The organism is Streptomyces rubrogriseus (assembly GCF_027947575.1).
In the GTDB taxonomy this organism is placed as follows: Bacteria; Actinomycetota; Actinomycetes; order Streptomycetales; family Streptomycetaceae; genus Streptomyces; species Streptomyces rubrogriseus.
The window spans coordinates 5,261,226-5,282,216 of record NZ_CP116256.1 but is presented as its reverse complement, the minus strand read 5'-3'; the positions used below and the strand labels follow the sequence as shown (position 1 = coordinate 5,282,216).

Here is a 20,991-nt window from a genome sequence, read left to right as displayed (position 1 = left end):
CCCGGCGCCTGAGTCGGGGGGTACTCAAGTCACCCTGTATCAGGGATGAGTATGCCGACTCATGTTGCCGTGACGACTTCTCTGCGGGACGCGAAGAGGCTGGAGACCCCCTGGCCGTTCACCGGGCGGGCGGACGAACTGGAGCTGGTGCGCGGGTCCGTGGCCGCCGGACGGGGCGGCCTCGTGGTGACGGGCCCGGCGGGCGCGGGCAAGACCAGGCTGGTCACGGAGGCCGTGCGCGGCACCGACTGCGCCCGCGCCGCCGGGACGCCCGAGACCCGGGACGTCCCCTTCGCGCCCTTCGCCCACCTGCTGCCCGAGGGAGTCACCCTGCACCGCGCGGTACACCTCCTGTCCGGCGTACGGCTGCTGCTGGTCGACGACGCGCACCTGCTCGACGCCGCCTCGGCCGCCCTCGTGCACCAGCTCGCCGTGCACGGCCGTACCCGCCTCCTGGTCGTCGCCACCGACGGCACCTCCGTACCGGACGCCGTGTCCCGGCTGTGGTCCGGTGAGCTGCTGCCGCGCCTCGCCCTGGAACCGCTGCCCCGCGAGGAGACCGCCGAACTGCTCGCGGCCGGCGCGGACACCGTCCTGGAGCCGCTCACCGTCGACCGGTTGCACCGCCTGTGCCGGGGAGACCTGCGGCTGCTGCGCCAACTGCTGACCGCCGTCCGCGAGAACGGCTCGCTCGTGCCGGTGCCGGACACGGACCAGTGGGCGTGGCGCGGACCGGTGCCGATCACCCCGGCGGTCCGCGAGCGCACCGCCCAGGTACTCGACCGCCCCCGCACCGAGGAGCGGGAGACCCTCGAACGGCTCGCCTTCGCCGAGCCCCTGCCCCTGGACCTGGATCCGAACCCGGACGCGCTCGACGTACGGATCCTGGAGAACCTGGAGGCCGAAGGCCTGGTCACCGTCGACGACCACGGCGCCGGGCGCCTCGCGCACCCCCTGCACGGCCCGGTGCTGCGCGCCGCCGCGGGCCGGCTGCGGGCCCGGCGCCTGGCCGTCCGCACCCCGGACCGGACCGGTCCCGCCCTGGAGGCGGAGCGGGCCGCCCTCGCCCTGCGCATCGAGCAGGCCGACGTACGGCCGGTCGAGGCGCCCGTGGGGAGTGGCTGGCCGCCGAAGGGTGCCGCTGCTGGCCGGATACGCCGCGCTGCGGGCCCGGTTCGCCCGGTTGGGCGGGGGACTGCGCGACGCCGCGGCCTGGGCCCGCGAGGGCCTGCGGACCCACCCCGACGACCCGGACTGCCGTACCGAACTCGCCCTGGCCACCGCGCAGTCGGGCGACGGGACGCGGGGCGGCCAGGAGGCCGCCGTCGCCTGGGCCGCCGCCGCGCGCGGCGACCTCGACGAGGCGGTCCGGACGGCCGGCCGGGTCGACCCGTACGACGCCGTCCGGCTCGGCGCGCCCCAGCGCGCGGTCGGCCGGCTGACCGGCGTCTTCGCCGCGCACGCCGACGCCCTCGCGCGCGAGGACGGGCCCGCGCTCGACCGGGTCGCCGACGAGTTGGAGCGGCGCGGATTCCTGTTGTTCGCGGCCGAGGCGAGCGCCCAGGCGGTCCCCGTCCACCGCGACCCGCGGGCCGCCCGCACCGCGCGGACCCGGGCCGCCGCCCTCGTCCGACGCTGCCAGGGCGCCCGCACCCCCGCGCTGTCCGGACTGGTGCTCGGCGAACTCACCGCCCGGCAGCGGCAGATCGTCACGCTCGCCGCCGCGGGCCTGAGCAACCGGCAGATCGCGGAGCGGCTGACCCTCTCCGTCCGCACCGTCGGCAACCACCTCTACGGCGCCTACACCCGCCTCGGTGCGGGCGACCGCGGCGCCCTGCCGTGGCTCATGGAACTGCCCGAGCCCCAACCCGCCTGACCCGGCGGCCGGGTACCGGGGCGGGCTCAGGCCGCCCCGAACGCCGTGAAGGCCCACCCCGTCGCCTGGTGCACCGCGTCGCCCGGCAGCGCGGCCCGCGCGTCGCGCAGCGCCTCCGCCAGGGACAGGCCGGCCTCCAGCCCCTTGTGCAGCGCGAGCATCAGGGGCACCACCGCGGCGTCGTTGACCGGCGCGGTGCACGCCACCACCCCGGCCGTGCCCAGCGGCAGCAGCGCGGTGACCAGGCCGAGCAACTCGTCGGCGCCGACCGAAGCGAAGCGCGCGGTGTCGCAGCAGGGCAGGATGATCCGGTACGGGCTGCGGTCGAGCCGCTCGAAGTCGTGCACGATGAGCGGCCCGTCGGCCATCCGCAGCGACGAGAACAACGGACTGTCCGCGCGGAAGGTCCCGTGCGCCGCGATGTGCGCCAACGCGGCCCCGTCCAGTTCCCGCAACACGCGGGGCACCCGTGCGTCGTCGCCCTCCAGTACGACGGTTCGGCCCCGCACGGCGGCGTCGACCCCGGGGGCGCCGGGTCGCGCCTGCCGGGCGGCGTCGGCCTCCCCACCGACGACCTCCCGGCCGACGCCCTCCCCGCCGACGCCGACGCCTACGCCGTCGACAGCCAGTGAAGCCCGTCTCGCACCGCCGTCCGCCGCGACCGGCTCCCCCTGTCCGCCACGCTCCCACCCACCTCGCGGCGGCACCGCGAGCGCCCCGGCGGGCCGCCCGCGTTCGCCGCGGTGGGGCCCGCCCTGCGACGGCACTCGGCCCGTACCGGGCGACGGTGCGTGTTCGCCGCGGTCCGGCGCGGCCTGCGACGGCAGCGAAGGCGTACCGGCCGCCCGTGCGTGCTCCCCGCGACCCGGTCCGCCCGATGCCGGTACACGGTGCGGCCCGGCGGGTTCGCCGTGCTCACCGCGGTCCGGTGCGGCCTGTGTCGGTACTTGGTGCGGCCCGGCCGGTTCGCCGTGGTCACCCGGGCGGCGCTCGCCCGGGGGCGGCGCTGAAGGCGTTTCGGCAGGCTCCGCGGGACCACCGTGCTCCCGTCCGCCCCCCGGTGGCAGTCGGCGCGCCCCGGTCCGGAGCCCGGGCGGCGGGCTCCCCGCCCCGTCCCTCCCCGGTGGCCCCGCCCCGCGTACCGCTCGGCGAGTTCCGGCACCTCGGCGCCGCCGCTCGCCAGGCCGGGGCCGCGGACCAGGACCTGGCGACCACCGGGCGGGGAGCGGTGTCCCTCGCGCGCAGCCAACTGCTCGCCGACGGCGACACGCTGAGGACGCGGTCCCGCAGCACCGGCAGCAGCGCCCACGGCACCCGGTGCAGCCGGCCCGGCGGGACCACGACGACCGGACCCGAGCCGAGGTGGGCCGCGGCGGGCCCCAGCAGCAACCGCTGGAGGCGCGCGCCCGCCGCCTCCACCAGCGGCAGCCGCGCCTCCCCACCCGGATGCGCCAGCCGCCGCAACCCGGCCTGCACGTGCTCCGCCTCCACCTCCGCCTCGGCCAGCAACCCGGCCTCGAAGCGCCGTACCCTGCCCTGCCCGCACAGCAGCACGTGCACGCGCCCGTCGAGCACCGCCAGCTCCACCAGCCGCACCTCGTCGCCCAGCCGCCGCAGCAGCCGCCCCACGTCGAACCGGTCGCCGTCGCCGGGCGCCTCGCCCCGCATGTGCAGGGTGCGGGAGCGGATCTCCCGCTCCAGGCGCCGCTGCTCGCGCTCCAGCGCCGGAGCGGGCCGGCCGCCGTCCGTGCGGGCCTCCTCCGCGCGGGCCGCGAGTTCCCGGAACGCCGTCATGGCGGTCAGCAGCACCGGATCGGCCGGCGGACGGGTCGGCGGCGCCGACAGCACCGTCGCCCGCCAGCGCTCGCTCCAGCCCAGCAGCCGCCGCGGCCCGCCCGAGACCAGCGACGCCCGCTGCGCCAGCGCCGCCAGCTCCGCACCCTGCGCGGTGGCCCGGGCCCGCAGCTCCGAGGCGCCCAGCGTCATCCGGTGATCGTCGAGGACGTCCAGACCGCGCCGGCAGGCCTCCAGGACGCCCCGCGCCGACCCCGCCGCCCGCGCCCGCAGCGCCTGCGCCGCCCAGCCCGTCATCCGGGCCAGCGGCGGCCCGCCGTGCCGGCTGCGCGCGGCCACCGCCAGATGCCGTTCCGCGTCCGCGGTCCAGCCGAGGTCCAGCGCGATCCGGCCCGCCAGCAACGAAGCCTCCGGCGCGGCCGGGGCCCCGAAGGCCGCCAGCCGCTCCGCCACCGCCGCCGCGTCCGCGACCAGCCGGCCCGATCCGCGGCCCGTGGCGACCCGAGCCTCGATCAGCACCAGCCGGGCGTGCGTCTCGTACCAGGTGCGCCGCTGCCCGGCGAACAGCCGCACCGCGACGGCCGCGCGCGCCAGCGCGGTCTGCGGCTCGTCCGCCAGCCGGGCCGCCCGCGCGGCCACCAGCAGCAACTCCGCCTTGCGGGTGGACTGCCCGCCGATCCCGTCCAGCGCCGCCACGGCCCCGTCCGCCTCCGCCAGCGCCTCGGTGGCGAGTCCCGCCGCCATCAGCACCTCGCAGCGCCGGATGGTGAGCATGAACGTCGGCGTGCCCAGTTTCCCGTACCGCTCCTCCGCCTCGTCCAGGAGCCGCAGCGCCGCCGGTACGTCTCCCGACCGGAAGGCCGCCAGACCCCGGCTCTCCACCGCGTCGGCCTTGTCGTGCTCCTGGCCCGTGGTGTCCCACAGCGCCTCCGCCGCGGTGAAGTCGGCGTCCGCCCGCTCCACCGAGCCCAGCGCCAGGTGCACGGTCGCCCGCAGCGTCAGCGCCCGCGCCGTCCAGATCACGTCCTCCGCCTGACGGAGCACCGGAATCGCCCGCCGTACGTCCTCCAGCGCCTCCCCGTGCCGGCCGAGGACCCACCACACGTACGCCCGCCGGAACAGCACCCGCGCGCGCGTGTGACCGCTCCCGCGCGCCACGCCCCGCTCGAACGCCTCCAGCCCCGCCCGCGTACGCCCGGCGTGCACCAGCGCGACCCCGAGCGTGGCCAGGACGTCCGCCTCCCGCTCGGCCGAGTCCGCGCGCGCGGCGAGGTCGCGGGCGCGCCGCAGATGGGCCAGGGCGCGCCGGGTGTCGCCGAAGTCCCGCTGCCAGATGCCGATCACCTGATGGGCGACCGAGGCGTGCAGCGGCGAGGGATCGGCGCCGAGCAACTCCTCCGCCCGCGTCAGCGCTTCGCCCGGGGCGGCGAACACCATCGGCAGCAGGTCGAGAACCGAGTCGTTTCGCGCTGTCACCCCACGGATGGTAGTGCTCCGGAACCACGCCACACAGGTTCGAGTCTGTATCAATCGGCCACCCCGGGACTCTGATTGACGACCGCTGCCACCACCGTGGTCACATCCGGGGGCACACCCGCGGTCACGCCCGGGGCCCCGGCCGTCGTCACCGCCACCGCCACAGTGGAGGACAAGAATGGCACCACAGCGATTCCGCGAGCAGTTCGACCAGATCCAGCGCTCGATGCCGGACGTCCCGCTGGCGATGGGCCCGGACGACTCGGCCGAGTTCTTCTACGAGAAGGGCGTCGTCCTCGCCCGCGACGGCGAGGAGGCCCGGCTCGTCGAGGACACCGTGCGCGACCACTTCACCACGATGGCCGGGCTCACCCCGGACCACGTGCGCCGGGCGAGCCCCGAGTCCAACCGCACCGGCATCACCCGCATCCAGGTCGCCGACCCCGGCGAAGGTGCCCGCGACGGCGACCCCACCGTCGCCCACGCGCTGCGCTCCCTGCGGACGATGGAGGGCCGCGCGGGCCGCCGGCTGATCAGCCGCAACCACGTCGTCTCCATCGCCGTCAACGCCTGCCCCGGCGACGAGCCCGTGCCCGTCCCGCTGAGCGAGCCGCCCAACCCGGCCGCCGACGGGACGCCGTACGACGCCGAGACCGCCGTCGGCGTCCTCGTCGTCGACACCGGTCTCATGCACGACTACCGGTCCTACCCGCTGCTGGCCCACACCGGGGGCGACGCCCAGATCAGGGAGTGCGACGACGACGGAGTCCTGTGCCAGTACGTCGGGCACGGCACCTTCATCGCCGGGCTGGTCGCCGCCGTCGCGCCCAACACCGACGTGACCGTCAGCAACACCCTCAACGACGCGGGCGCGATCCTCGAGTCGGAGCTGGGCGAGAAGCTCTTCGAGGCCGTCGACCGCGGTGGCTGGCCCGAGGTCCTCAGCCTCTCCGCCGGCACCTCCAACGGCCGCACCGACGGCCTGCTCGGCGTCCACGCCTTCATGGAGGAACTCCGCGACCAGCGCACCCTGCTGGTCGCCGCCGCGGGCAACAACGCGAGCGCCACGCCCTTCTGGCCCGCCGCCTACGCCACCCTGCCCGGCTGGGAGGACTCGGTGCTGTCGATCGGGGCGCTGCGCTCCGACGGCGAGTTCGGCGCCTGCTTCAGCAACCACGGCGGCTGGGTGCGGGCCTACGCCCCCGGCGAGCGCCTCACCAGCGCCCTCACCGGCTTCGGGACACCCGTGCCGTACGTCTACCAGCACTCCACCTACGACGACTGCCGGTTCGGCTTCACCTACCCCTGCACCTGTCAGTACCCGCCGCACAACGGGGTGCTGAGCGAGCCGGGCGAGGCGCCCGCCAAGCCGGACCAGGTGATGTTCGAGGGGCACGCGCAGTGGAGCGGCACCTCCTTCGCCACCCCCGTGGTCGCGGGGCTGGTCGCCTCCCGCATGACGGCGCACAAGGAGACCGACCCGCGCGCGGCCGGCCGGCAACTGCTCGCGGCCAACACCGAGTACGCGGAGGTGCGCGGGGCGCACGTGCCCGCGCTGCTGCCGCCCACCTGGCGCCCGGTCCCCGTCGACCCGTCGGAAGGCGGGTCGTGAACGGCCTGCTGGCGGTCGGAACCATCCGCTCCACGGCGTACGATGGCAGGTCGTACACGAGGGGTGGGACCGTGGACCGTGCAGATGTCGGGGCGCTCGTCCAGTCGGCGGCCGACGGGGACGCGGCGGCCTGGAAGTCACTGGTGGACGGACTCGGCCCGCTGGTCTGGTCCGTGGCCAGGTCGCACGGGCTGTCCGACGCCGACGCGCACGAGGTGTACCAGACCGCCTGGTTCCGCTTCGCCCAGCACCTGGGGCGGATCCGGGAACCGGAGAAGACCGGCTCCTGGCTGGCGAGCACGGCACGGCACGAGTGCCTGAAGCTGCTCAAGGCCTCCAAGCGGTGGACGCCGACCGACGATCCACAGCTGCTCGACCGGCCGAGCGAGGAGCGTACGCCGGAGGAGTCGGTGCTCGACTCCGAGGAGGCCGCCGCGCAGACCGAGCGCGTACGGCTGCTGTGGCAGGAGTTCGAGGAACTGGGCGAGCGGTGCCGCCAGTTGCTGCGGGTGCTGATCTCCTCGCCACCGCCCAGTTATCAGGAGGTGTCCGCCGCGCTGGGTATCGCGGTGGGCAGCATCGGGCCGATGCGCCAGCGCTGTCTGCGCCGGCTGCGGGCCCGGCTGGAGGCACGGGGGACGAAATGAGCGATCTCAACGACGAGCACGACGAGCACGACGAGCACGACGAGCGCGACGCAGAGCTGCACGACGGTCTGCTGGAGGAGGAGCTGCGGCAGGCCGCCGCGATCCTGGACCCGGTCCCGGCCGAGCTGCGGCGGACCGCCGTCGACGCCTTCGTCCTGCACGACCTGGACGCCCGCGTCGCCGAGCTGACCTTCGACTCGCTGGTGGACGGCATCCCCGTCAGGGGGGAGACGGACCCCCCGCGGATGCTGACCTTCCAGTCGGACGGCGTGACCGTCGACGTCGAGGTGACCGCCGAGGGCCTGATCGGCCAGCTGCTGCCGCCGGGCCCGGCCGGGATCGAGGTGCTGAGCGGCCCGCGGGAGCACGCCCGGCTGACGGCCGACGACATGGGCCGGTTCGCCGGCGAGGCCCCGCCCGCCGGTCCGTTCGCGCTGCGGCTGCGGACCGGCCGGGAGGTGGTCGTGACGGAGTGGCTGCGGGCCTGACGCGTGCCGCCCGCCGGGCGCGGGGTGGGCGGGGCTACCAGGTGCAGGGCAGCGTGCGCGGGCCCCTGATCATGGTCTTGCGGCGCCAGGCCACCTGCTCGGCCGGGACCGCGAGCCGCAGCCCCGGCAGCCGCTCCAGGAGCGTGTCGACCAGCAGCTCGGTCTGCATCCGGGCGAGCACGGCGCCGGTGCAGAAGTGGTGCCCGTTGCCGTACGCCAGGTGCGGGTTGGGGTCGCGGTCCAGGTCGATGCGGTCCGGGTCGGGGAAGACGTCCGGGTCGCGGTTGGCGGCCAGGTACGAGACGTACACCGGCTCACCGGCGGCGATGCGCGTCCCGTGCACCTCGACGTCCTCCAGGGCGATGCGGGCCAGGCCCACCGACGTGCGGTGCGAGATCCAGCGCAGCAGCTCGTCCAGCGCCGTGCCGCGCGCCCCGGGCCGCTCGCGCATCCGCGCCATCAGCTCGGGGCGGGTGAGCAGCAGGTACAGCATCTGGCCGACGTTGTGCGTGACGGCCTCGCCGCCGATCTGCAGCGGCCCCGCCAGCCCGACGGCCTCCGTCTCGCCGACCTCGCCGCGGCCGACGGCGGCGCCGAGCATCGAGTACACGTCGCCGCCCTCGCCGCCGGCCCGGGCGCGCACGGTCTGGGTGATCCACCCGTACAGGCCCTGCTTCGCCCGCTCGGCGGCCTCGGCACCGCCGGAGGTCGAGATGATCTGCCGGGTCCAGGAGTGCACGCGCTCCCGGTCGGCGGCCGGCACGCCCATCACCTCGCTGACGACGGCGATCGGGAAGGGCTCCAGGACCCGTTCGACCAGGTCGGCCGGCGGCCCCTCGGCGAGGATCCCGTCCACCAGACCGTCCAGGATCTCCTGCGCCCGGGGCCGCAGCCGCTTCGTGGCGCCGACGGTGAACGCGCCCGCGACCGCGCGCCGCAGCCGGTTGTGGTCGGGCTGGTCGGCGAAGGCGAGCGAGCCGGGCCGCGGCTTGAAGTGCGGGGCGAGGCGTGTGACCTGACGTCTCGTCACCTCGGCCCGGCCGAACCGCGGATCGTTGGTGATCGCCTTCACGTCGTCGTACCGCGTCGTCAGCCAGGCCCAGCCCTCGCCGTGCGGGAGCCGGACGCGGGTCAGCGGCCCCTCGCGCATCAGCTCGGCGAGGACCGGGTCGAATTCCGGGCCGTCCAGGTCGAGGGCGGGCCAGTCCCGCACCGGGGGTGGCGACTGGCCGGTGAGCGTGGTGGTCTCCTGCGTCATCCCCCCACCCTCGTCGCGCACCCGACCGGCTGTCGCGCGGGAGTGCTCCAGCCGGTGGGACCGGTCGTCCTCAGCCGGACACGGCGTCTACGAGCGCCGCCAGCGACCCGGCGAGCCGGGACAGCCCCGGCCCGGCCGGACCGCCCGGCTCCGTCATGTAGGTGTCCCGGCGGATCTCCACCATCAGCGCACCGACCTCGCTCCGTGTGCCGTAGAAGTCCAGCGGCACGTACGTCCCGCTGAACGGGCTGTCCAGGCCGGTCTCCCCGCACGGGGCGAACGCCTCCCGGGCCGCGGCGAGCAGCCCGGGCGGCGTGTGGAAGGCGTCGGTGCCCAGGCAGACGGGCGGGCGCGGGCCCTCGCCGTGCAGTTCGTAGGGGAGCGGCCGGGCCGGGTAGGAGTGCACGTCGACGATCACGGCCCGTCCGGTGGCCGCGAGCCGGTCGGCCACCGCCTCGGTCACGGCCCGCGCGTACGGCCGGAAGTACCGCTCGATCAGCGGCTCGGGGTCGGTGCCGTCCGGGCGCAGCACTTCACGGTGCGAGGTCCGCGTGTACACGGCGCCCATCCCGACGGCCGTCATCTCCTCCCGCTCGTCCGGGAACCGCTCCGGGTCGACCACCAGCCGCGAGGCCCGGTTCACGAACCGCCAGGGGGTGAGGCCGGCCAGCTCGGCGGCCCGCCCGGCGATCTCCGCGGTGTGCGAGTCGGTCATGTGGTCCAGCTCCCGCTCCAGCTCGGCGTCGGACAGGACGATGCCGCTCCGCACGTCGGCCGGGATCGCGCGGGAGGAGTGCGGGACGTGCAGGATCACGGGGGAGTGCGGGGCACCCGGCAGCAGTTCGAAGGCGGGCGGGGCGTCGGTCACGGGGCGGCTCCGAGGGCGTTGTCAGTGGGGTGCGGCAGGATCACGGGGACGGTACCGGGCAGCGAGGACAGGGGGCTTCATGCCGATCACCAACCAGCGGGTGGCCGCACACCGGTTTCTGGCGGGACTGTACGGGGACGAGTACTTCCCGGACCGGGTGGTGGACCGGGGCCGCGACATCCTGCTCCGGCTGTGCGCCCGCGTGGAGGCGGACCCGCCGGGCGACCTGGCGGCGCTCTATGCGCTGACCCACGCGGCCACCGAGGAGTTCAACGAGCTGGAGGCGGCCTTCGAGGAGGCGGGCAGCGAGATCGAGACCACGGCCCGGGAGGAGATCGGCGAGGCCTTCTGGTTCGTCGCCCATGCCTACGGTTTCGCGGACGCGGACCCGGAGGAGCTGATCGCGCCGCGGGAGTGGTGAAGCGGCGGCACCCCGCCTCCGAGGGGACGGAGACGGGGTGCCGGGGTCCGTGCGGGCCCGGAAAGGATCAGGCGAAGGACGCCAGCGCCTCGTTCCAGGTGGCCGACGGGCGCATGACCTCGGCGGCCTTGGCCGGGTCGGGCTGGTAGTAGCCGCCGATCTCGGCGGGCTTGCCCTGTACGGCGTTCAGCTCTTCGACGATCTTCTGCTCGCTCGCGGTGAGCGTCTCGGCGAGCGGGGCGAAGGCCTTGGCCAGGTCCGCGTCGTCGGTCTGCTTCGCCAGCTCCTGCGCCCAGTACATGGACAGGTAGAAGTGGCTGCCGCGGTTGTCGATGCCGCCGACGCGGCGGGTCGGGGACTTGTCCTCGTTGAGGAAGGTCGCCGTGGCGCGGTCGAGGGTGTCGGCGAGGACCTTGGCCTTGCCGTTGCCGGTGGCCTCGGCGTACTGCTCCAGGGACGGCACCAGGGCGAAGAACTCGCCGAGCGAGTCCCAGCGCAGGTAGTCCTCCTTGACCAGCTGCTGCACGTGCTTGGGGGCCGAGCCGCCGGCACCGGTCTCGAAGAGGCCGCCGCCCGCCATCAGCGGGACGACCGACAGCATCTTGGCGCTGGTGCCCAGCTCCAGGATCGGGAACAGGTCGGTCAGGTAGTCGCGCAGCACGTTGCCGGTGACCGAGATGGTGTTCTCGCCGCGGCGGATGCGCTCCACCGACAGCTTGGTCGCCTCGACCGGGTTGAGGATCCGGATGTCCAGGCCCTCGGTGTCGTGCTCCGGCAGGTACGCCTTCACCTTGGCGATCAGGTTGGCGTCGTGGGCGCGGCCCTCGTCCAGCCAGAAGACGGCCGGGTCGCCGGTGGCGCGGGCGCGGGTGACGGCCAGCTTCACCCAGTCGCGGATCGGCGCGTCCTTGGTCTGGCAGGCGCGGAAGATGTCACCGGCGGAGACCGTCTGCTCCAGCACCGCGTTGCCCGCGGCGTCGACCAGGCGGACGGTGCCCGTGGTGGGGATCTCGAAGGTCTTGTCGTGGCTGCCGTACTCCTCGGCCTTCTGCGCCATGAGGCCGACGTTCGGGACCGAACCCATGGTGGAGGGGTCGTAGGCGCCGTTGGCGCGGCAGTCCTCGATGACGGCCTGGTACACACCGGCGTACGAGGAGTCCGGGATCACCGCGAGGGCGTCGTGCTCGCCGCCGTCCGCCCCCCACATGTGACCGGAGGTGCGGATCATGGCCGGCATGGACGCGTCGATGATGACGTCCGAGGGCACGTGCAGGTTGGTGATGCCCTTGTCGGAGTCGACCATGGCCAGCTCCGGGCCCTCGGCCAGCTCGGCGTCGAAGGACGCCTTGATCTCGGCGCCCTCGGGCAGCGACTCCAGGCCCTTGTAGATGCCGCCCAGGCCGTCGTTCGGGGTGAGGCCGGCCTTGGCGAGCACGTCGCCGTACTGGGCGAAGGTCTTCGGGAAGAAGGCGCGGACCACGTGGCCGAAGATGATCGGGTCGGAGACCTTCATCATCGTGGCCTTCAGGTGCACCGAGTAGAGGATGCCCTCGGCCTTGGCGCGGGCGACCTGCGCGGTGAGGAACTCGCGCAGCGCGGCGACGCGCAGCACGGAGGCGTCGACGACCTCGTCCTTCTTCACCGGCACCGACTCGCGCAGCACGGTGGTGGTGCCGTCGTCGCCGACCAGCTCGATCCGCAGGGTGCCGTCCTCGGCGATCACCGCGGACTTCTCGGTGGAACGGAAGTCGTTCTCGCCCATGGTCGCCACGTTGGTCTTGGACTCGCCGCTCCAGGCGCCCATGCGGTGCGGGTGGGTCTTGGCGTAGTTCTTCACCGAGGCCGGGGCACGACGGTCGGAGTTGCCCTCGCGCAGCACCGGGTTGACCGCGGAGCCCTTGACCTTGTCGTAGCGGGCGCGGACGTCGCGCTCCTCGTCGGTCTTCGGGTCGTCCGGGTAGGCCGGCAGCGCGTAGCCCTGGCCCTGCAGCTCGGCGATCGCGGCCTTGAGCTGCGGGATGGACGCCGAGATGTTCGGCAGCTTGATGATGTTGGCGGCGGGCGTCTTGGCCAGCTCGCCGAGCTCCGCGAGGGCGTCCGGGATGCGCTGGTCCTCGGTCAGGTACTCCGGGAACAGGGCGATGATGCGGCCGGCCAGCGAGATGTCGCGGGTCTCGACCGCGACACCCGCCTGCGAGGCGTACGCCCGGACCACCGGCAGGAACGAATACGTCGCCAGGGCCGGGGCCTCGTCAGTGTGTGTATAGATGATGGTCGAGTCAGTCACCGGGTGCTCCGCTCCACGTCTGCAACATTGCTCGACATCAAGATATCTCGTGATCGACCCGGGCTCGACAGGGGTCGCACGGAGATTCCGGCCACGTGACGCTCAGGGGAGCGGGACGATCTCCTCGCCCGCCCGCTGCTGCGGGAGGACCACGGCCCCCTGCTGGAGCGCGACCGTCCGGGCGGGCGACGGGATCCGGATGCCCTCCGCGCGGTAGCGCCGGTGCAGCCGCTTGATGAACTCGTGCTTGATCCGGTACTGGTCGCTGAACTCGCCCACGCCCAGGATCACCGTGAAACCGATCCGCGAGTCGCCGAAGGTGTGGAAGCGGATGGCCGGCTCGTGGTCCGGCACCGCGCCGCTGACCTCCGCCATCACCTCGGCGATCACCTCGGTCGTCACCCGCTCCACGTGGTCCAGGTCACTGTCGTAGGAGACGCCGACCTGGACCAGCACGGTCAGCCGCTGCTCGGGCCGCATGAAGTTGGTCATGTTCGACTTCGCGAGCTGCCCGTTCGGGATCACCACCAGGTTGTTGGACAGCTCGCGCACGGTGGTCTGGCGCCAGTTGATGTCCTCGACGTAGCCCTCCTCGCCGCTGCTGAGCTGGATGTAGTCACCCGGCTGCACGGTCTTGGAGGCGAGGATGTGGATGCCCGCGAAGAGGTTGGCCAGCGTGTCCTGGAGGGCCAGCGCCACCGCCAGACCGCCCACGCCCAGGGCGGTCAGCATCGGCGCGATGGAGACGCCCAGCGTCTGCAGCATCACCAGGAAGCCGATGGCCAGTACCAGGATCCGGGTGATGTTGACGAAGATCGTGGCCGACCCGGCGACTCCGGAACGCGAGGTCGTCACCGTCCGCACCAGACCGGCGACCACCCGGGCCGCCGTCACCGTCGCCACGAAGATCAGCAGCACCGTCAGCACCTGGTTGACGCCGTGCTGCACCGCGCGGGTCAGCGGCAGCGCCGCCGCCGCACCGGCCACCCCGGCCGCGACCGCCGCCCACGGCGCCACCGTGCGCAGCGCGGCCACGATCACGTCGTCGCCGCCCCAGCGGGTGCGCCCGGCATGGCCCGCCAGCCAGCGCAGCAGCATCCGCAGCAGGAACGCCCCCAGCAGACCCGCCCCCAGCGCGATGCCGGCGGGGAGCAGATGGTCCATGGTCAGGTCCTCGGTCACCGGCCGCCTCCAACGGAATGACTACGGAATGCCTACGGGATGTCGGGTATGTGCGATCAGGCCGAACCGCAAGGCAGTTCGACCGGCGCGAGGGCTCATCCTGCCGTATCCCGGGCGGTGTTCCGTACCGTGCCGAGGCGCGGAACGGGGCGTTTCAGACGATGCCCTCGGCGAGTTCCGCCTGCTCACGGTCGTCGCCGTAGGCCGCGGTCGTCGGCGTGCCGTACGAACGGCGGGCGACGAACCACCACACCGTGGCCAATACCAGTACGACGACCAGGGCCACTACGGCGTAGTTCATCGTGTCGGCCGTCACCGGGGACGACTGGGGGAGGCAGAACAGCACGGTGACCAACGCCACCCACACCACCGCGACCCACCCGACCGGCCTGCTCCACCGGCCCAGGTTCCACGGCCCCGGCGTGAACCGGTCGCCGGCCCGCAGCCGCAGCAGCACCGGGATGGCGTACGCCGGGGTGATGCCGATGACGTTGATGGCGGTCACCGCGCCGTACGCCGTCGCCGAGTACAGGGACGGCAGCGCCAGCAGACAGGCCACCACCACCGACAGCCACACCGCGGCGACCGGGGTCTGGGTGCGGGCGGAGACCTTGCGCCATAGCGACGAGCCGGGCAGGGCGCCGTCCCGGCTGAACGCGAACACCATCCGGCTGGCGGCGGCCACCTCGGCGTTGCCGCAGAACAACTGCGCCACGATCACCACGAGGAGCAGCACGCTCGCGCCGTCCGTGCCGAGGCCGTCCAGGAGGATCTGCGCGGGCGGCACCCCGGTCGCGGTGTCCCGCGTCGCGTCGTAGTCCTGGATGGCGAAGGTCAGTCCCGCCAGCAGCACGAAGCCCGCCAGCCACGACACCCAGATGGCCCGCACGATGCCGCGCGCCGCCGACACCGAGGCGTTCGAGGTCTCCTCGGAGAGATGGGCCGAGGCGTCGTAGCCGGAGAAGGTGTACTGCGCGAGCAGCAGGCCGATCGCGGCCACGTACAGCGGGTTCTCCCAGCCGGTGTCGTTGACGAACTCGGTGAACACGAAGGACGGCGACTGGTGGTGGTCGGGGACGATCACCAGGGCACCGACGATCAGCGCGACACCGGCCAGATGCCACCACACGCTGATCGAGTTGAGCACGCTGACCAGCCGCACGCCGAACAGGTTGAGGGTGGCGTGCAGCAGCAGGATCACGACGAAGATCAGCATCGTCTTCTCCGGCGTCGGCTCGAAGCCCCACTGGAGGTTCAGGAACGCGCCCGTGAACAGCGCCGCCCCGTAGTCGATGCCGGCGATCGCGCCGAGCAGCCCCAGCAGGTTCAGCCAGCCGGTGTACCAGCCCCAGCGCCGGCCGCCGAGCCGGTCGGCCATGTAGTACAGCGCGCCCGACGTCGGATACGCACTGGTCACCTCGGCCAGCGCCATCCCGACGCACAGCACGAACAGGCCGACGCCCGCCCACCCCCACAGCATCACGGCGGGGCCGCCGGTGCCCATGCCGAAGCCGTACAGGGTCATGCAGCCGGAGAGGATCGAGATCACCGAGAAGCTGATCGCGAAGTTGCCGAAGCCGCCCATGCGGCGGGCCAGCACCGGCCGGTAGCCGAGTTCGCGCAGACGCTGTTCCTCGTCGGTGGCCGACGGTTTCGAGGGGCGGGGCATGGCAAACCTCCGGGGACGCAAGAGTGGGGGGTCAGGGGCGTCGTCGGCCGTGGCCGCGGCCACGGGCGGCCGAACGGCTGCGCGTGCGGGCCTGGAGGAACACCTCCACCGCCCGCCCGGCCGAACCGTCGCCCGGGGCCCGGCAGGCCCAGGGCAGCGGTGTCCAGTAGGGGCCGAGCGCGTCGAACACCTGGTTCGCCTCCCGGAACCGGAGGGCGCCCCACAGGGCGTGGGCCAGGTGGTTCAGGTCCGGCAGGGACCGCTCGTCCAGCGGGGAGAGCGTGAACCAGGAGTCGAACGCCTGCCGGGCCTCACGGGTGGCGTCCTCCGCCACCCAGTGCAGATCCAGTGCCGCCTCCCGCGCACCCGAACGGCGGTAGCGCTCCACCCGCACGTACAGCGGCAGCACGTGCAGCGCCGATCCGGGCGGCGCCGAACCGGCCGCCCAGTGCGCGAACCCGGCCGCCCGGGCCAGGCGTTCGGAACCGCCGTGCGGATACAGGAACTGCAGCATGCGGTGGTGGGCCTCCCGGTTGTACGGGTCGCGCTTGCCGGCCTCGGCGAGCAGCCCCCACGGTCCCGGCGGCAGCATCGGCTCCGGCGGCGCCATCCGGTGCTCCTCCCAGCGCGGGCCCTCGTCCAGCCGGGCCAGCGCCAGCAGACACACCCACGGCACCGGGTCGTGCGGGGCGGCCCGCGTCGCCGCGTCGCAGGCGTGCCAGGCCTGGAGCCACAGTTCGCGCGTGCGGGGGTGGGCCTCGCGGTGCGCTCGCAGCGCACGCTCCACGACCACCCGGGCGTGCATCACCGCGGCGGCCACGCTGTGCGGCTCCTCCGCGAGCCAGGCCCGCACCACGTCCGTACCGGCCGCCGAGGCGGCCAGCACCTGGGTGCGCCGTGTCCACTGCGACCAGGTGCCGGTCTGCTCCAGCAGGATGCGCATCGACATCCAGCGCCCGGCCCGCACCTCCTGGAGGGCGGAGCGCAGCGCCGTGTCGTGGCCGGCGGGGTCGTAGGCGGGCTGTGCTCCGTCTCTGGCCATCACACGCCCGCTGCGACGAGCGGAACGGACCGTACGGCAGCATGGCGTGACAAACAGCCCTCCCCGGGGGCGGTGGTGCGGTGGTCGAGCGGTCGGCGCACACTATAGAGGCGGAGGTTCCGCCTCTGTTCGCTTTTGCCACAGCGGCGCAAAACCGTTGCCACCAGGGCTAACTGACTGACCGTCAGTCACCCTTGACGCGGTGTGTCCGTGCGGGCAGGCTGGCGCGCAGTGATCGCCGAGACCGTCGGCGCGGGAGCCGGGAGGTGCCGATGCCGGACGCGGTACTCGCCGTCGACCAGGGCACCTCCGGCACCAAGGCGCTGGTGGTCTGCCCCGAACGGGGCGTGATCGGCACCGGATTCGCCGAGGTCCGGCCCCGCTACCTGCCCGGCGGCCTGGTCGAGGCGGACCCGGAGGAGCTGTACGGCTCGGTGGTCGACGCCGGGCACCGGGCGCTCGCCGACGCCGGCGAGCCGGTCACCGCGCTGGGCCTGGCCAACCAGGGCGAGACGGTGCTCGCCTGGGACCCGGACACCGGCCGCCCGCTCACCGACGCACTGGTCTGGCAGGACCGCAGGGCGGCACCCCTCTGTGCCGAACTCGGCGACCACGCGGACGAACTGCGCCACCTCACCGGCCTGCCCCTGGACCCGTACTTCGCCGCCCCGAAAATGGCCTGGATACGACGGCACCTCACCCGCGAGGGACAGGTCACCACCTCCGACAGCTGGCTGGTCCACCGCCTCACCGGCGCCCACGTCACGGACGCCGCGACCGCCTCCCGCACCCAGCTCCTCGACCTCGACCGCGCCGAGTGGTCGCCGCGCGCCCTGGAGCTGTACGGCCTGACCGGCGAACGGCTCCCGGCCGTCGTGGACAACGCCGCCCACGTCGGCACGACGCGGGCCTTCGGGCCCGAACTCCCGCTCACCGGACTCGCCGTCGACCAGCAGGCCGCGCTGCTCGCCCAGCGCGTCACCGAACCCGGCACCGCCAAGTGCACCTACGGCACCGGCGCCTTCCTCCTCGCCCACACCGGCCGCACACCGCGCCGGGGCGCCTCGGGCCTGGCCGCCTGCGTCGCCTGGCGGCTCGGCGGCCGCGCCGACCACTGCCTGGACGGCCAGGTGTACACCGCCGCCTCCGCCGTACGCTGGCTCACCGGCCTCGGCGTCATCACCGGCGCGGCCGACCTGGACCCGGTGGGCGCCACGGTGCCCGACACCGGCGGCGTCACCTTCGTCCCGGCGCTGGCCGGGCTCGCCGCCCCCTGGTGGCGCGGCGACCTGCGCGGCTCGCTCACCGGTCTCGGCCTGGACACCGCCCCTGGGCACCTGGTGCGCGCCCTGTGCGAGGGCCTCGCCGCCCAGGTCGCCGAACTCGCCGACGCCGCCGCGGCCGACCTCGGCACCCCGCTGACGGTGCTGCGCGTCGACGGCGGCCTCACCCGCTCCGCCCTCCTCATGCAGACCCAGGCCGACCTGCTGCAACGTCCCGTCGAGGTGGCCGCGCTGCCCGATGCCACCGCGCTCGGCGTCGGCACCCTCGCCCGGCTCGGCGCAAACCCCTCCCTCGCCCTCGCCGAGGCGCTTCCCGGCGCCGGACCCACCACCGTGTACGAGCCGGGTATCACCGCCGACGAGGCCACCGAGCGCCGCACCCGCTTCCGCGGGGCGGTCACCGCGCTGCTCGCCGGGGGCCCCGCGTGACGGTCACCTGGTCGGGGGCGCTGCCCGTCGAGCCGTACGACGTGGCGATCGTCGGGGCCGGGGTCGTCGGGTGCGCGATCGCCCGGCGGCTCGCCCACCACCCGGGGCTGCGCGTCGCCCTCGTCGAGGCGCAGGACGACGTGGGGCAGGGCACCTCCAAGGCGAACACCGCCATCCTGCACACCGGGTTCGACGCCGTGCCCGGCTCGCTGGAGGCCCGGCTCGTGCGGGAGGGCTCGCGCGAACTCGCCGCGTACGCCGCCCAGTCGGGCATCCCCGTCGAACGCGTCGGCGCCCTGCTCGTCGCCTGGGACGAGGAGCAGCTCGCGGCGCTGCCCCGCCTCGCCGAGAAGGCCCGCCGCAACGAGTACCACGACACCCGCGTCCTCGGCGCCGCCGACCTCTACGCCCGCGAGCCCCGCCTCGGCCCCGGCGCGCTCGGCGCCCTGCACGTACCCGGCGAGAGCATCATCTGCCCGTGGACGACGACCCTCGCCTACGCCACCCAGGCGGTCGGTGCCGGAGTCGACCTGCACCTCGACTCGCCCGTCACGCACGCCGGTCACGCGGACGGCGTCCACCGGCTCGACACCCCGCGCGGCCCCCTGCACGCCCGGCGGCTCGTCAACGCGGCCGGACTGCACGCCGACACCCTCGACCGGAGCCTCGGCCACGACGACTTCACCGTCACCCCGCGCCGGGGCCAGCTCGTCGTCCACGACACGTTCGCCCGCGCCCTGGTCAGCCACATCCTGCTGCCCGTCCCCACCGCCCTCGGCAAGGGCGTCCTGGTCGCCCCCACCGTCTACGGCAACGTGCTGCTCGGCCCCACCGCGGAGGACCTGGACGACAAGGGCGACACCGGCTCGACGGCCGAGGGACTGCGGCGCCTGCGCGAACAGGGCCGCCGTATCCTCCCCGCCCTGCTGGAGGAGGAGGTCACCGCCGTCTACGCGGGCCTGCGCGCCGCCACCGGGCACGACGACTACCGGATCGCCGCCCACCCCCGCCAGGGCTACGTCACCGTCGGCGGCATCCGCTCCACCGGCCTCACCGCCTCCCTCGCCATCGCCGCGCACGTCACCGGCCTCCTCGCGGACACCGGCCTCGACCTCGGCGCCCGGCGCCCGCTCGAACCGGTCCGCATGCCGAACCTCGGCGAGGCCTTCCCCCGCCCCCACCAGCTGCCCGACCTGGTCGCCGCCGACCCGGAGTACGGCACCCTGGTCTGCCACTGCGAACGCGTCTCCCGCGGTGAGATCCGCGACGCCCTCGCCGGGCCGGTCCCGCCCCGCTCCCTGGACGGACTGCGCCGCCGCACCCGGGCCCGCGCGGGCCGTTGCCAGGGCTTCTACTGCGGGGCGGCGGTACGGGCGTTGTTCGAGGAGGCACAGAGGTGACGAGCCGACAGGCCGACGTCCTGGTGGTGGGAGCCGGGCCCGCCGGACTCACGGCCGCCGCCCGGCTCGCGCGGACCGGCGCACGCGTCGTGGTCCTGGAGCGCGAGCAGGCGCCCGGGGGAGTTCCCAGGCACTGCGCGCACCGGGGCTTCGGCGACCGGCCGCACGCCCTGACCGGCCCCGCCCACGCCCGCCTCCTCGCCGACGCGGCCGCCCGCGCCGGAGCCGACCTGCGCACCGGCGTCACCGCCCTCGACTGGGCGGGCCCGCGCGCCCTGACCACCGTGGGGCCCCGGGGTGCCGAAACCCTCGCGGCCCGCGCGGTGGTCCTGGCCACCGGCGCCCGCGAACGCCCCCGCGCCGCCCGCCTCGTCCCCGGCACCCGCCCCGCCGGCGTGTACACCACCGGCGAACTCCAGCAGGCGGTCCACCTGTACGGGCAGCACATCGGCACCCGCGCGGTGATCGTCGGCGCCGAGGGCGTCTCGCACGCCGCCGCCGACACCGTACGGGCCGCCGGAGCGGAGGTCCTCGCGCTGGTCACGGAGCTGTCCCGGGCCCCCGCCGCCCCCGGGTGGGCCCTGGCGGCCCGGCTGCGGCACCGCACCCCCGTGCTCACCGGCACCGCGGTCACCGAACTCCTCGGCCGCGGCCGCCTGTCGGGCGTGCGCGTCCGTCACCGCGACGGCCGCTCCACCGTGCTGGCCTGCGACACCGTCGTGTTCACCGGCGACTTCGTCCCCGACCACGAACTCGCCCGGCGCGGCGCGCTGACCCTGGACCCCGGCACCCGCGGCCCCGCCGTGGACGGTGCCCTGCGCACCTCACGGCCCGGCGTCTTCGCGGTCGGCAGCGTGCTGCACGCCGTCGAGAGCGCGGCCACGGCGGCCCGCGAGGGCGCGCACGCCGCGACCGCCGTACGCCGGTGGCTCCAGGACGGCACGGGCACGGAGGACCCGTACTGGCCCGGCGGCGTCCCCCTCCTCGCCGGCCCGCCGCTGCTCCGCATCGCCCCCAACCGCGTCACCCCGGACGACCGCCTCCCCTACCTCCTGCGCACGGCGGTCCCGCTGCCCTGCCCCGTTCTGTACGTCGACCAGGACGGCCGCCCCCTGCACCGCGAGCGGTTCCCCCTCATCACCGCCGTCCCGCACCGCCCGCTGAAGCTCACGGCCCGCTGGACGCACCGGGTCGACCCGCGGGGCGGACCGGTCCACGTCACCGTCGCCCGACCTCACCCGGGATGACCTCCCGGGCCC

At 74.7% G+C, this 20,991-nt stretch carries 13 protein-coding genes and 2 pseudogenes; 8 read left to right on the top strand and 7 right to left on the bottom strand.

Features of this window, described 5'->3' with window-relative positions; genetic code table 11:
- Window positions 1–45 precede the first annotated feature (45 nt).
- A pseudogene (locus Sru02f_RS24160) lies at window positions 46–1,876 on the top strand (LuxR family transcriptional regulator AbsR2).
- Window positions 1,877–1,902: 26 nt separating this feature from the next.
- Here Sru02f_RS24160 and Sru02f_RS24145 read toward each other — a convergent pair.
- A pseudogene (locus tag Sru02f_RS24145) lies at window positions 1,903–5,107 on the bottom strand (CHAT domain-containing protein).
- 217 nt (window positions 5,108–5,324) lie between these two features.
- Here Sru02f_RS24145 and Sru02f_RS24140 point away from each other — a divergent pair.
- From Sru02f_RS24140 to Sru02f_RS24130, 3 genes are all read left to right on the top strand, one after another.
- Window positions 5,325–6,758 (top strand): S8/S53 family peptidase, encoded by a 1,434-nt coding sequence (locus tag Sru02f_RS24140; protein ID WP_109028781.1) that lies wholly within the window; start codon window positions 5,325–5,327, stop codon window positions 6,756–6,758.
- Between the two features lie 71 nt (window positions 6,759–6,829).
- The gene (locus Sru02f_RS24135) at window positions 6,830–7,405 is read left to right on the top strand and encodes an RNA polymerase sigma factor (RefSeq protein WP_003972148.1); all 576 of its coding nucleotides are present in this window, start codon (window positions 6,830–6,832) and stop codon (window positions 7,403–7,405) included.
- Window positions 7,402–7,893 (top strand): hypothetical protein, encoded by a 492-nt coding sequence (locus Sru02f_RS24130; protein ID WP_109028782.1) that lies wholly within the window; start codon window positions 7,402–7,404, stop codon window positions 7,891–7,893. The genes Sru02f_RS24135 and Sru02f_RS24130 overlap by 4 nt, the downstream gene beginning before the upstream one ends.
- 34 nt (window positions 7,894–7,927) lie before the next feature.
- On the opposite strand, the gene Sru02f_RS24125 is transcribed toward Sru02f_RS24130, so the two are convergent.
- Window positions 7,928–9,151: a cytochrome P450 gene (locus tag Sru02f_RS24125; RefSeq protein WP_109028783.1), complete on the bottom strand. Its 1,224-nt coding sequence runs from the start codon at window positions 9,149–9,151 to the stop codon at window positions 7,928–7,930.
- A 70-nt stretch (window positions 9,152–9,221) separates the two neighbouring features.
- Window positions 9,222–10,019: an N-formylglutamate amidohydrolase gene (locus tag Sru02f_RS24120; protein WP_109028784.1), complete on the bottom strand. Its 798-nt coding sequence runs from the start codon at window positions 10,017–10,019 to the stop codon at window positions 9,222–9,224.
- Window positions 10,020–10,098: 79 nt separating this feature from the next.
- Between Sru02f_RS24120 and Sru02f_RS24115 the strand changes: the two genes are divergently transcribed.
- The gene (locus Sru02f_RS24115) at window positions 10,099–10,440 is read left to right on the top strand and encodes a DUF5713 family protein (RefSeq protein ID WP_109028785.1); all 342 of its coding nucleotides are present in this window, start codon (window positions 10,099–10,101) and stop codon (window positions 10,438–10,440) included.
- A gap of 67 nt (window positions 10,441–10,507) precedes the next feature.
- Here the strand turns inward: Sru02f_RS24115 and Sru02f_RS24110 are convergent, their stop codons facing one another.
- The 4 genes from Sru02f_RS24110 to Sru02f_RS24095 all read right to left on the bottom strand — a co-directional run bounded on the left by Sru02f_RS24110 (window position 10,508) and on the right by Sru02f_RS24095 (window position 16,620).
- Window positions 10,508–12,727, bottom strand: a complete 2,220-nt coding sequence (locus Sru02f_RS24110; protein ID WP_109028786.1) for an NADP-dependent isocitrate dehydrogenase — start codon at window positions 12,725–12,727, stop codon at window positions 10,508–10,510.
- A gap of 102 nt (window positions 12,728–12,829) precedes the next feature.
- A complete protein-coding gene (locus Sru02f_RS24105) occupies window positions 12,830–13,891 on the bottom strand; it encodes a mechanosensitive ion channel family protein (RefSeq protein WP_109028986.1) in 1,062 nt (353 codons plus the stop codon).
- 172 nt (window positions 13,892–14,063) lie between these two features.
- Window positions 14,064–15,578, bottom strand: a complete 1,515-nt coding sequence (locus Sru02f_RS24100; protein ID WP_109028787.1) for an amino acid permease — start codon at window positions 15,576–15,578, stop codon at window positions 14,064–14,066.
- Between the two features lie 31 nt (window positions 15,579–15,609).
- The gene (locus tag Sru02f_RS24095) at window positions 15,610–16,620 is read right to left on the bottom strand and encodes a hypothetical protein (RefSeq protein WP_109028788.1); all 1,011 of its coding nucleotides are present in this window, start codon (window positions 16,618–16,620) and stop codon (window positions 15,610–15,612) included.
- Between the two features lie 272 nt (window positions 16,621–16,892).
- Between Sru02f_RS24095 and Sru02f_RS24090 the strand changes: the two genes are divergently transcribed.
- The 3 genes from Sru02f_RS24090 to Sru02f_RS24080 are packed head-to-tail and all read left to right on the top strand — an operon-like array spanning window position 16,893 to window position 20,979.
- The gene (locus tag Sru02f_RS24090; RefSeq protein WP_109028789.1) at window positions 16,893–18,332 is read left to right on the top strand and encodes an FGGY family carbohydrate kinase; all 1,440 of its coding nucleotides are present in this window, start codon (window positions 16,893–16,895) and stop codon (window positions 18,330–18,332) included.
- Window positions 18,329–19,732: an NAD(P)/FAD-dependent oxidoreductase gene (locus Sru02f_RS24085; RefSeq protein WP_109028790.1), complete on the top strand. Its 1,404-nt coding sequence runs from the start codon at window positions 18,329–18,331 to the stop codon at window positions 19,730–19,732. Before Sru02f_RS24090 ends, Sru02f_RS24085 begins: the two co-directional genes overlap by 4 nt.
- A complete protein-coding gene (locus Sru02f_RS24080; protein WP_109028791.1) occupies window positions 19,729–20,979 on the top strand; it encodes an NAD(P)/FAD-dependent oxidoreductase in 1,251 nt (416 codons plus the stop codon). Before Sru02f_RS24085 ends, Sru02f_RS24080 begins: the two co-directional genes overlap by 4 nt.
- The last annotated feature ends 12 nt before the right edge of the window (window positions 20,980–20,991 follow it).

Excerpts from the sequence above, each read along its gene's own strand:
- Sru02f_RS24140 (WP_109028781.1), top strand. The coding sequence starts at position 5,325 with ATGGCACCACAGCGATTCCGCGAGCAGTTCGACCAGATCCAGCGCTCG.
- Sru02f_RS24130 (WP_109028782.1), top strand. The coding sequence starts at position 7,402 with ATGAGCGATCTCAACGACGAGCACGACGAGCACGACGAGCACGACGAG.
- Sru02f_RS24125 (WP_109028783.1), bottom strand. The coding sequence starts at position 9,151 with ATGACGCAGGAGACCACCACGCTCACCGGCCAGTCGCCACCCCCGGTG.
- Sru02f_RS24115 (WP_109028785.1), top strand. The coding sequence starts at position 10,099 with ATGCCGATCACCAACCAGCGGGTGGCCGCACACCGGTTTCTGGCGGGA.
- Sru02f_RS24105 (WP_109028986.1), bottom strand. The coding sequence starts at position 13,891 with ATGGACCATCTGCTCCCCGCCGGCATCGCGCTGGGGGCGGGTCTGCTG.
- Sru02f_RS24100 (WP_109028787.1), bottom strand. The coding sequence starts at position 15,578 with ATGCCCCGCCCCTCGAAACCGTCGGCCACCGACGAGGAACAGCGTCTG.
- Sru02f_RS24095 (WP_109028788.1), bottom strand. The coding sequence starts at position 16,620 with ATGGCCAGAGACGGAGCACAGCCCGCCTACGACCCCGCCGGCCACGAC.
- Sru02f_RS24090 (WP_109028789.1), top strand. The coding sequence starts at position 16,893 with ATGCCGGACGCGGTACTCGCCGTCGACCAGGGCACCTCCGGCACCAAG.